Below are 12,444 nucleotides of genomic sequence, written 5' to 3'. Positions count from 1 at the left end.
CTATATTGGTTTATTATTAGCGCCTTCTGATTTGCTAATGATTATTTAACATTCAATTCAGAATTTGGGCATAACTTTTGTTCATTGTAATTCACTTAAAACAAAAAGCACAGATAAATGTTTTCGTTTTCCCATTAAGCCTATGCAAACACGTTACTTATTTATTCTAAAATATATATTACCAATCACTGACCTACTAATGGTCAATATTGTGTACTTTTTTGCATACGAATTCACGGCTTATATGGGCAAAGCAGTTAGTTCTGAATTGCAGTGGCATTACGTTGTAGTATGTAACCTGATCTGGATTGTGAGTACCACCAGCTTTGGTTTGTATAGTGAGTATGGATCGAGAAGAATAGAGAGGATTTACAGGGGAACCTGGAAAAGTGTTGTATTACATGGTGTACTGTTTTCTATCTACTTGTTTTTTTCTAAACAAAATGAATTTTCTAGATCATTCCTGGTAATTTTTTATGGGATGCTCGGCATTTTATTTTTAGTGAACCGTTTTATTGGAACATCTTTTCAGTTTTTATTGTTCAACCATTTGCGAGGCGTCAAATCAGTTGCGATTATGGGTAATAATGCTACGGGTTTACAATTGGCCAGTTATTTTGAGAAGCAGCGTTACATCGAATTTCATGGTTTTATTAATGATGTACCCGAAGATTACCTTAATCGTGATGGACAAATTTCTGATATAGTAGGCCGCCAGTTTAAAATGGCTGTAGATAAAGGGATTAAAGATATTTATGTGACCATTGCTCCAGATCGAATGGCAGATATGACTTTATTAACTGAAGAAGCTGAACGCCAATGTGTGCGTTTGAAGTTTATTCCAGATATTAGTGGTGCATTATTATCGCCATACACGGTAAGTTATTTAGGGAACGAGTTCCCCGTAATTTCATTACGTTCTGAACCCTTGGAGAAAATTCATAACCGTTTTAAAAAGCGTGCAATTGATGTGATTTTTAGTGGTTTAGTGATTTTATTCGTGTTGAGCTGGTTGTATCCAATTATTGCCTTGCTTATTAAGATGCAAAGTAAAGGACCTGTGTTATTTAAACAATTGAGAAGTGGCCGTGATGATGAGCCTTTCTGGTGTTTTAAATTCAGGAGTATGCGCATGAATTCGGATAGTGATAAAAGGCAGGCCAGTAAAAACGATGACCGGATCACGCCAATCGGAAAATTTTTGAGAAAATCAAGTTTAGACGAACTGCCACAATTTTTTAATGTATTTATGGGGCATATGAGTGTTGTTGGCCCGCGCCCACATATGTTAAGCCATACCGAACAATATAAAGGAATTGTAGATCAATTTATGGTGCGCCATTTTTTGAAACCGGGTATTACCGGTTGGGCACAGGTAAATGGCTACCGTGGAGAAACTAAGGAAGATTATAAGATGGTTAAGCGTGTTGAGCATGATATCTGGTACCTGGAAAACTGGAGCGCAATGCTGGATGTAAAAATCATTTTTATGACGGTAATTAATATGGTTAAAGGTGAAGAAAATGCTTTTTAAATAGATACTCACAGGCCCGAAAGGGCTTTTTCTTTTTCGGAATTTAGCAAGGTCGTTTAATTCATAATAATTTGCGTTCTTTGCCCTTCGAATTAAAATTTCCCACATGAAGAAAATCTTATTCCTACTATTTTTAGTTGTTTCTATCCATGAGCTGAAAGCTCAAGCTGTTTATCAACCGTATTCTTATCAATTCTATCAGAAATTAAGCGGTGAAGTATATAATCCGAATACCAGGATTCATAGCTCGTTAAAACCATTCTTTATTGATGATAGCTTGCTTCGCGATAAAAGCTCAGCTTTATTAAGTATTGGAGTAGACTCAACGAGGAAATCGTGGGTATCAAGAAAATTGTTTCAGGAACATTTATTGGATATTCAGAAAGAGGATTATACAGTATATGCCGATTTTTTACCGGACTTTCAGATAGGAAGAGATTTTTCCGGTAAGAAAAATACGTATTTAAATACCCGTGGATACCAGGTTGGGGGTACAATAGGTAAGAAGTTTTCTTTCTATACCAGTGGATTTGAAAATCAAGGTCGTTTTGCTGATTATTATCGCAACTATATAGATCGAAATGGTATTGTACCTGGCCAATCTTATAACCGGGTTGGTGGTAAATATGGTCAAGGATATAATCCTGATATTAATCCATTAACGGCAGATTGGTCTTATGTTACTGCTACAGTTGCTTATACGCCTATAAAGTATTTGAATATCACAGCAGGTTATGATAAAAATTTCGTAGGTGATGGTTATCGTTCCTTGTTATTATCTGATTATGCCTCTCCATATCCTTTTTTAAAGCTGACGGGTAATTTGGGTAATGTGCAATATATGGTGATGTGGGCAGCTATGCAAGATCCAAGTGCACCTCAATTATCATATGAAGCTGGTTTTAGAAAAAAGGGAGGGATATTCCATTATTTAGACTGGAATGTAAATAACCGTTTATCTATCGGATTTTTTGATTCGATTGTATGGGCACAAACAGATGATGCTGGAAATAGGAGAGGCTTTGATTGGGGATACGCCAATCCAATTATCTTTTTGAGGCCAATTGAGGCCTCGAGTGGATCTCCAGATAACGCGTTGCTGGGATTTACGGGTAAATACAAGTTTGCAAAAGAGCTGGTTGCCTATGGACAATTTTCACTTGATGAGTTTCAGGCAAAAGAATTTTTCTCTTCTGATGGGAGCGCAAGAAATAAATATGCCTGGCAGTTAGGGTTCCGCGGAGCTGATGTTTTCCATGTTGCCGGATTAAATTATTTACTAGAATACAATACCGCAAAGCCTTATACATTTTCTTCCCGGAAGCCCATTATCAATTATGCCCAATATGGCGAACCTTTAGCGCATCCGCTGGGGGCTAACTTTAGAGAAGTCGTTGGCTTGTTAAACTATTCTTATAAACGTTTTGATTTTAGTGGTGAACTGATGTATGCCAAGTACGGATTGGATATAGCAGGGCAAAACTATGGCAAGAATATTTTTGAACCTTATACGGATGCCGTTAAACCGACTGGAAATTATACAACACAAGGTATCCGTACTGATCTTTTTTATGCTGAAGGTAAAGTTGCTTATGTGGTTAATCCGAAGTATAATCTGCGTTTAGAAGTTGGCGGTATATTAAGGCGTGAAAGTAATAGCCTCGGAAAAAATAATACGGGTTTGATTACTTTCGGTTTACGCAGTTCGTTCAGGAATTTATATTCTGATTTTTAGGAAGGACTTATTATATCAAAAGAGCCTCAGTTATTTCTTAGCTGAGGCTTTTTTGGTTGGAGGAGTTTAGTGCATGGAAGTTTATTGCTAATGAGGTACGGAAAGAAGCGGAAATGGTATCGCTGTTTAGGATTTTGGTAAATGATTCAGTGCTTGGGAAATAAATAAGCGGATTTATAAAGTATTTATTATTCTCGACTAAAGTATTACAGAATGTAAATAGGATGGATTTCTCGAATGCGTTCATTTTGCTCGAAATGACGTGCTTTGAGGGGATTTATTTCTGAATTCTGATAATTGAGGCAAAGGAAGTTCATGTTTCCCTATAGGCTCATTATAAGCATTATTTAAGTAACGCTTATTTCAGAACACATATCACATTTAGATGTTTACCTGTGCAGGAATGATGTAAAATGAATTAAGATCACACCTTAACCCGCCATACTATCTGTTGTTCTTTTTACAGCCACTTTTCTTACTGCTTCTACAATTGCATTTTTATCGTAACCACATTCTGCCCAAAGCTCGGCCTGTTCGCCATGCTCAATAAACTGATCTGGAATACCCAAGCGGATAACGTTGGCGTTGTAACCATGATCGGCCATAAACTCGAGTACTGCAGAACCTACTCCGCCTGGCAACGAGCCATCTTCTACGGTGATTACATTTTTGTATTTCGCAAATACTTCGTGCAATAAAGCTTCATCTAAGGGTTTTACAAAACGCAGATCGTAATGTGCCGGATGAAAGCCTTCGCTATTTAATTCTGCACGTGCTTCTACAGCAAAATTACCAACATGACCGATGGTTAGCAATGCTACATCTTCTCCATCACATATTTTACGGCCTTTGCCAATTTCCAACGCTTTGAAAGGTCTTTTCCAATCGGGCATCACACCATTACCTCGTGGGTAACGAATTACAAAAGGCCCAATGTTTTCTTGCTGAGCGGTAAACATCAGGTTACGCAATTCTTCCTCGTTCATTGGAGAGGAGATTACCAGGTTCGGGATACAACGCATGTAGGCAATATCATAGGCACCATGGTGTGTTGCTCCATCGGCACCAGCCAACCCTGCCCTATCCAAACAAAATACGACATTTAGTTTTTGAATGGCCACATCGTGGATCACCTGATCGTAGGCCCTTTGCATAAAACTGGAATAGATGTTACAGAAAGGTACTAAACCCTGAGTAGCCAAACCCGCAGAAAAGGTTACTGCATGCTGTTCTGCAATGCCGACATCAAATGCACGTTTTGGCATTGCTTTCATCATGATGTTTAATGACGATCCTGATGGCATTGCTGGTGTAATTCCTACAATTTTAGCATTTGCTTCTGCCAGTTCTACCATGGTATGCCCAAAAACATCCTGGTATTTTGGTGGTTGCGGTTTATCGGGAATACTTTTTTTGATTTCGCCTGTGATCTTATCAAACAGCCCTGGTGAGTGCCAAACGGTTTGATCTTTTTCTGCCAGCGCAAAACCTTTTCCTTTTACGGTGATACAATGTAAAAGTTTTGGGCCGGGTATAGCAGATAAATCTTTTATGGTTTGCGCCAAACGTTTTACATCGTGCCCATCAACAGGGCCAAAATACCTAAAGTTCAAGGCTTCGAATAAATTGCTTTGTTTCAGCAAGGTCCCTTTGATGCTTTTCTCTATTTTTTTAACGTATTTATGGGCATTTGGTCCGAGTTTAGAAAGGCCGGCCAATACATGGGAAATATCATCGCGGAAACGGTTGTACGATTTGGAGATGGTAATGCTGGTTAAATATTCTTTAAGTGCACCTACATTCGGATCGATGGACATGCAATTATCATTCAGAATCACCAGCACGTTGCTGTTTTCGATTCCGGCATGGTTTAACCCTTCAAAAGCCAAACCTGCCGTCATTGCACCATCACCAATAATGGCAACATGTTGCCTGTCGCTTTCGCCTTTTAACTGCGAAGCTACCGCCATGCCTAAAGCTGCTGAAATTGAGGTAGAGGAGTGGCCAACACCAAAGGTATCGTACTCACTTTCGGTAATTTTAGGGAAACCGCTAATGCCTTTATATACGCGGTTGGTATGAAATAAATCTCTGCGGCCGGTTAAGATTTTATGTCCGTATGCCTGGTGCCCCACATCCCAAACCAATTTATCGTAGGGGGTGTTGAGTGCATAATGTAAGGCTACGGTTAATTCTACAACGCCTAAGCTGGATGCAAAATGCCCACCATTAACACTTACAACGTCAATAATATACTGTCGTAATTCCTGGCTTATTTGTTCTAAGTCAGATTCACTATATTGCTTTAAATCAGCGGGATAGTTGATTTTAGATAATAGGGGGCCAGCTTTTACTTGCATTCGAAATTTGTGGTAAAAAACAAGATACAAAGTAAGGTAAATTTGTTTTAATATCGAAACGAAAAATCGTGGTTTATTCTTGAGGGTTAAGCGGTTGGCGGTGAGGGCTTAGCGACAGGCTTTTAAAGTTGCAGGTGCTGTTTAAACAAGGCCTTATAATTGGGTTTGGGTTGTTAGGACCTGAAAATTTTTGTTATGTTTGTTTATCCAGATGCAGGCAGAGAATTTTGAAATAAAACTTCCGGTATTCGAAGGTCCCTTCGATTTGTTGTTGTTCTTTATTGAGCGGGATGAACTTAATATCCAGGATGTAGAAATTGCAAAAATAACCAACGACTTTTTAGCCTATATCCATCAGCTCCTGGCTTTAAATGTGGAGGTAGCGAGTGAATTTATCCTGGTAGCTGCCACCCTGATGCGGATTAAATCTAAAATGTTGTTGCCCAGAATCTCGGTCGATGAGGAGGGGAATGAAATTAATTCGGAACAGGACCTGATTGCGAGATTGATTGCTTATAAACAATTTAAATCTGCTGCTGAAGAGATGAAGGTTTTGGAGCAAGAGCGTTTAAAGCAGGATCATAGGGGAAATATTGCCTACGATCTTACCTTGGCTGCGGCTTCGTCTACACATCAGGATGAACTTTTATCACTGGATCTGTATAAACTGCTTACCGTTTATCACCGTACGATGCAAAAATATGAATTGCGGAGCGAGGAGGTGAAGCATACGGTTGTGCAATACCCTTATACCATTGAACAACAAAAGCACTTTATTGCCAACCTGCTCGATATTAACAAACAGATCGATTTTGCTCTTGTGCTTAAGAATTCTGAAAATAAGGTTCATTTTGTATACAATTTCCTGGCTATTTTAGAAATGTTGCAGCAACAAATCGTAGAGATAACCATTGGGAGCGGCTTTAACAACTTTAATGTGAAAGCATTAAGCTAATACGGCCAAAATTAGATTTGAATTTCTTACTTTTGCCAAAAAAATACAAACCTAATATAATGATGACACGCGACAACCAAATTTTTGAACTTATTGATAAGGAGTTAAACCGCCAAGAGCATGGTTTAGAGCTTATTGCATCAGAAAACTTTGTAAGCAAGCAGGTAATGGAAGCTGCCGGATCGGTATTGACCAACAAATATGCTGAGGGCTTACCGGGAAAACGTTATTATGGCGGTTGCCAGGTAGTGGATGTTGTGGAGCAAATTGCTATCGATAGGGCAAAACAATTGTTCGGTGCAGCGTGGGTAAATGTTCAGCCACACTCTGGCGCACAGGCCAATGCAGCTGTAATGCTCGCTGTTTTACAGCCTGGCGATAAAATATTAGGTTTCGATCTTTCACACGGTGGTCACTTAACACATGGTTCGCCGGTTAACTTTTCGGGAAAATTGTACCAGCCATTATTTTATGGTGTTGAAAAAGAAACCGGACTAATCGATTATAAAAAACTGGAGGAAGTAGCTTTAGCAGAAAAACCTAAATTAATTATTTGTGGCGCTTCTGCTTATTCACGTGAGTGGGATTATGCTTTTATCCGTTCGGTGGCCGATAAAATAGGTGCTCTGGTTTTGGCTGATATTTCTCACCCGGCAGGATTGATCGCGAAAGGACTGTTGGCCAACCCACTTCCACACTGTCACATTGTAACTACTACAACCCACAAAACTTTGCGTGGCCCACGTGGCGGTATGATTATGATGGGACAGGATTTTGAAAATCCATGGGGATTGAAAACACCTAAAGGTGAAATCCGTTTAATGAGTAACTTGCTCGATATGGCAGTTTTCCCTGGTACACAAGGCGGCCCGTTAGAGCATATTATTGCTGCTAAAGCAATTGCTTTTGGCGAAGCTTTAAGTGAAGAGTATGGCACTTACATTAAGCAGGTTGCTGCCAATGCACAAGCCATGGCTAAGGCATTTGTAGCCAAAGGTTACGGCATTATTTCTGGTGGTACAGATAACCATTTGATGCTGATTGATCTCCGTAATAAAAACATCACTGGTAAAGTGGCTGAAAATGCTTTGGAGAAAGCAGAGATTACTGTAAATAAAAATATGGTTCCCTTTGATGATAAATCGCCATTTGTAACCTCTGGTATCCGTGTAGGTACTGCAGCAATTACCACCCGTGGTTTAAAAGAAAGCGAAATGGAGCAGATTGTGGAGCTCATTGACAGAGTTTTGACCAATCCTGAAGATGCAGCTAACCTGAACGCAGTGAAAGCTGAAGTAATAAAACTAGTAAGCGCATTCCCGCTTTATAAATAAGATTAGTTTCTAATCTAGCTTAGGATAAGCCAAAAAGCAGCTGCATTAATTTGTAGCTGCTTTTTGTTTTATGATTTTTTTATAAGATGTGAAAGCATTGTTAACCTAATTTCAAAAAATGCTGGCAAAAGTAAAGGGCCGATATTCTTTAGAAATATCGACCCTTACCATCTAAATTAACGCTCTCAAATATATAAACGAGAATTCTTTCCCTTTTGTTTTTATGAAAGGGGAAATAGTTTATTATTTTTCGTAACTCCCTAACGTTGAGGGAGAAAATCTATTATAATTTTTAATGTCCTTGCTTAAAAAACTTGCAAAGTATGGATCAGTACTTAAATCGGCACCTTTTTTTCTCGCAACGCTATTCGCTGATAACTCAAAATTTCCAGATTCACTATCGATAAAGAGTGGATCTGTATTTAAAATATTTCCATTATTGGTATAGCTAGTGCTGGTGGTTCTGATTAAGTTGTTAGACAGATTAAGCTGTACAGGTGTAGCTTTTTTGTTTTGAAGATCCAACTCGTTGTTTAAGCTGCCCCAAATAATGTTATTTCTGATCTCTAATTGCAGTTTGTTATACGCCGTTGGCGATAAATAGTCCGAAAAGCTCAGTGCTGCCGTTTTCCTGGGAAAATCCAAATTATAAGCAGCAAAAGTATTATGTTTTAAGTTATAGTTTCCTCCACCTACGGCATAAATTAAATAATTGCCGCAATTGTACATCAGGTTATTAAAAGCAAGGAGTTCTGAATGGTAACCAATATAGGCCGCCACCTGCATGTTTCTAATAATGCTGTTGCTCAAAATTAATTTAGGATTGGCATTCGATGATAACGAATCGGAAGTTATGCCCACAGATGCATTTTTGATGAGTGCATTTTTGATCATTCCATTTCCGGTTCTTTTTATAAAAATACCTTTCCACTGTCCGGGCTCATCATTGTACATTTTTTCCAACCGATCGCTACAAAATACAACTGGCTCTGTAACCGTTCCATTTACATTAAGGTTACCTTCAATATTTAAATTGGCATCTTTATGAAAATAAACTTTAACACCCGGTTGAATGTTCAGCGAAGCCCCATTTTTTACAGTTAGTGCGCCATTAACTATATAGGGCAGCGATTTTACCCAGGTTGTATTGGAATTGATTGTTGATTCTGTAATGAATATGGCATTTTGGCCATAAGCCAAAAGCTGAACCACCTGCCTATTCCCGTTCGTAATGAATATAATGGAATCCTGAACTAAAAAAGCAAGGTTTTGTGCAGTCGGGTTAATTGTTACCTTAACAAACAAGTTTATGGAATCGCGCCCATTTATAAGTATTTCGTTTTTGGTAAGCGTACTTTCACCATTAATGTTCAAACTAAACGCAGAAGCAACTCCGCCGGCCAATCTAATTTCAGAAACTTTAACCGCATTGCTGTTATTATTAATAATATTTAGCCGCTTTGTTGTAGAGCCTGTAGCAGTAAAAATAGTGTCGAATAATAATTCTGTATTTGCTATACTTAACCTTGCATTTGCATCAGTAGTGATGCGTTCTCCTTTACGGCAAGATGAAGCAAGTAAAAAGATGGGTACTATCAAACAGATAATCGAACGCATAAATCAAACTTAGAAAATTGTTTGAGCACTTACAACAGATAAGTATACAATAACATCATAGTGTTACTAAAAGTTTTCCCCTCAATACGTTTCAGTCTCGGCGAAAAGCCGGGCGCTGCCGCTGCTGCCGGGTTTAGCTAGCAGGGTCTTTCTGATTTTCAAACAGTCGAGCGCAGATGAAACCGTGCAAATCTCATTAAAAAGCCCCTATAAACACGTTAACTTCCAAAAAGTTTGCTCACTCCATTAAATTTTTCTTTCTGAAAACCATACACTTACATTAAACTGTGCGTTTATAGTGATATTTTCTTTGCGGATAAGCTGAAATTCCCTACTTTTGCATCCCGCTTCGGAGGAAGGGTTTTGAATGAAAGGATGGCAGAGGGTGATGATAGGGCAGGATTTATTTTAAAATAAATGTTGCAGGTGAGGAAAAGATTGCTACCTTTGCAGCCCGCTCCGGAAGGACGGAAAGCTGAATAAAATCAGCCTATTGAAATAAGGGAAAGGAAAAAGAAGACCTTAAAAATAAAATTTATTTTATTTGGAAGTTTGAAAAAGATCCTTACCTTTGCACTCCCAACCGAAAGGAAGGGCAAAAAGCTGAGCAGCGGATGTTGCGGAAAGCGAACAGAAAAAAGATTGAAACGGATGAAACACGGGGAAGACAAAGAAGACTTTTCCAAACTGAAACCGAAGATATATAAAATGGCCGGCCGTGAGGTTACCGGGTCAACAAGTTCTTAAAAGAGATGTCAATGTAGCGTAGCGAGGTAATGGAGTACCGATCAAAGTACATGATTACGTAGCTTTATTTTAAAGGTGGTGTCTAACAGACAACATAACAAAAAAGAAGACTATTTTTAACAATAGTTAAAACTGGTCAGCATCTTACAACACATTTTACAATGGAGAGTTTGATCCTGGCTCAGGATGAACGCTAGCGGCAGGCCTAATACATGCAAGTCGAACGAGATTATCCAGCTTGCTGGATTTGAAAGTGGCGCACGGGTGCGTAACGCGTATGCAACCTACCTTAATCTGGGGGATAGCCCGGAGAAATCCGGATTAATACCGCATAAAATCACAGGATGGCATTATCCAATGATCAAACATTTATGGGATTGAGATGGGCATGCGTGTCATTAGCTAGTTGGCGGGGTAACGGCCCACCAAGGCGACGATGACTAGGGGATCTGAGAGGATGGCCCCCCACACTGGTACTGAGACACGGACCAGACTCCTACGGGAGGCAGCAGTAAGGAATATTGGTCAATGGAGGCAACTCTGAACCAGCCATGCCGCGTGCAGGAAGACTGCCCTATGGGTTGTAAACTGCTTTTATCCGGGAATAAACCTTTCTACGTGTAGGAAGCTGAATGTACCGGAAGAATAAGGATCGGCTAACTCCGTGCCAGCAGCCGCGGTAATACGGAGGATCCAAGCGTTATCCGGATTTATTGGGTTTAAAGGGTGCGTAGGCGGCCTGTTAAGTCAGGGGTGAAAGACGGTAGCTCAACTATCGCAGTGCCCTTGATACTGATGGGCTTGAATGGACTAGAGGTAGGCGGAATGAGACAAGTAGCGGTGAAATGCATAGATATGTCTCAGAACACCGATTGCGAAGGCAGCTTACTATGGTCTTATTGACGCTGAGGCACGAAAGCGTGGGGATCAAACAGGATTAGATACCCTGGTAGTCCACGCCCTAAACGATGAACACTCGCTGTTGGCGGTACACAGTCAGCGGCTAAGCGAAAGCGTTAAGTGTTCCACCTGGGGAGTACGCTCGCAAGAGTGAAACTCAAAGGAATTGACGGGGGCCCGCACAAGCGGAGGAGCATGTGGTTTAATTCGATGATACGCGAGGAACCTTACCCGGGCTTGAAAGTTAGTGAATCATTTAGAGATAAATGAGTGAGCAATCACACGAAACTAGGTGCTGCATGGCTGTCGTCAGCTCGTGCCGTGAGGTGTTGGGTTAAGTCCCGCAACGAGCGCAACCCCTATGTTTAGTTGCCAGCACGTTATGGTGGGGACTCTAAACAGACTGCCTGTGCAAACAGAGAGGAAGGAGGGGACGACGTCAAGTCATCATGGCCCTTACGTCCGGGGCTACACACGTGCTACAATGGACGGTACAGAGGGCAGCTAGCCGGCAACGGTATGCGAATCTCACAAAGCCGTTCACAGTTCGGATTGGGGTCTGCAACTCGACCCCATGAAGTTGGATTCGCTAGTAATCGCGTATCAGCAATGACGCGGTGAATACGTTCCCGGGCCTTGTACACACCGCCCGTCAAGCCATGGAAGTTGGGGGTACCTAAAGTATGTAACCGCAAGGAGCGTCCTAGGGTAAAACCGATAACTGGGGCTAAGTCGTAACAAGGTAGCCGTACCGGAAGGTGCGGCTGGAATACCTCCTTTCTGGAGTAGCACCGCCTACTCGCCACGCAACATGATATTTCGAAAAAAAGAGAAAAAAGAAACACCCAGAAGAAAACGGTGGGCTGCTATAAAGGCAAGCTTAACGGACTATAAGATGGGTAAGCCAAAAAGGGAAGCAGTAGCGGTAAGATACTATATACTGCAACTGTTAAGCCTACCTTAAAAATCAAGAAGTCCCGTAGCTCAGCCTGGTTAGAGCACTACACTGATAATGTAGGGGTCTCCAGTTCAAATCTGGACGGGACTACACATTAAGATCCTTTTGGGGGATTAGCTCAGCTGGCTAGAGCGCCTGCCTTGCACGCAGGAGGTCAACGGTTCGACTCCGTTATTCTCCACATTTGAGCTCAAAGCTTAAAGACCAAAGCTGAAAGCTTTCAAAAAACAAAGAATACATACCTTATTATCGGGATAGATAATATACATTGACATAAAGATTAAGAAAAGAAGAAACGCCATGG

6 protein-coding genes, 2 tRNA genes and 1 rRNA gene are annotated in these 12,444 nt (G+C 40.4%); 7 read left to right on the top strand and 2 right to left on the bottom strand.

Annotation, left to right across the window (positions count from 1 at the left end):
- Window positions 1–142: 142 nt before the first annotated feature.
- On the top strand, window positions 143–1,534 hold the full coding sequence (locus ACZZZW_RS00225; protein WP_055902542.1) for an undecaprenyl-phosphate glucose phosphotransferase: 1,392 nt from the start codon (window positions 143–145) through the stop codon (window positions 1,532–1,534).
- A gap of 106 nt (window positions 1,535–1,640) precedes the next feature.
- Window positions 1,641–3,269, top strand: coding sequence for a gliding motility protein RemB (locus ACZZZW_RS00220; RefSeq protein WP_463491970.1), 1,629 nt, complete (start codon window positions 1,641–1,643; stop codon window positions 3,267–3,269).
- 431 nt (window positions 3,270–3,700) lie between these two features.
- Here the strand turns inward: ACZZZW_RS00220 and dxs are convergent, their stop codons facing one another.
- On the bottom strand, window positions 3,701–5,629 hold the full coding sequence (gene dxs / locus ACZZZW_RS00215; RefSeq protein ID WP_055902536.1) for a 1-deoxy-D-xylulose-5-phosphate synthase: 1,929 nt from the start codon (window positions 5,627–5,629) through the stop codon (window positions 3,701–3,703).
- A 211-nt stretch (window positions 5,630–5,840) separates the two neighbouring features.
- Here dxs and ACZZZW_RS00210 point away from each other — a divergent pair, with 211 nt between their 5' ends.
- The gene (locus ACZZZW_RS00210; RefSeq protein ID WP_055902534.1) at window positions 5,841–6,584 is read left to right on the top strand and encodes a segregation and condensation protein A; all 744 of its coding nucleotides are present in this window, start codon (window positions 5,841–5,843) and stop codon (window positions 6,582–6,584) included.
- Window positions 6,585–6,646: 62 nt separating this feature from the next.
- Window positions 6,647–7,918, top strand: a complete 1,272-nt coding sequence (gene glyA, locus ACZZZW_RS00205; protein WP_055902532.1) for a serine hydroxymethyltransferase — start codon at window positions 6,647–6,649, stop codon at window positions 7,916–7,918.
- Window positions 7,919–8,161: 243 nt separating this feature from the next.
- Here the strand turns inward: glyA and ACZZZW_RS00200 are convergent, their stop codons facing one another.
- Entirely contained in the window at window positions 8,162–9,535 is a 1,374-nt protein-coding gene (locus tag ACZZZW_RS00200; RefSeq protein WP_055902529.1) for a hypothetical protein, read from the bottom strand.
- 905 nt (window positions 9,536–10,440) lie between these two features.
- Here ACZZZW_RS00200 and ACZZZW_RS00195 point away from each other — a divergent pair.
- From ACZZZW_RS00195 to ACZZZW_RS00185, 3 genes are all read left to right on the top strand, one after another.
- Window positions 10,441–11,962: ribosomal RNA gene (locus ACZZZW_RS00195) — 16S ribosomal RNA — on the top strand.
- Between the two features lie 193 nt (window positions 11,963–12,155).
- Window positions 12,156–12,230: transfer RNA gene (locus ACZZZW_RS00190), tRNA-Ile, on the top strand.
- 17 nt (window positions 12,231–12,247) lie between these two features.
- Window positions 12,248–12,321, top strand: a tRNA-Ala gene (locus ACZZZW_RS00185).
- The last annotated feature ends 123 nt before the right edge of the window (window positions 12,322–12,444 follow it).

This window comes from Pedobacter sp. AC379, from assembly GCF_979258145.1.
Note: the sequence above shows the minus strand (reverse complement) of the source record. Positions and strands in the feature narration are given on the sequence as shown.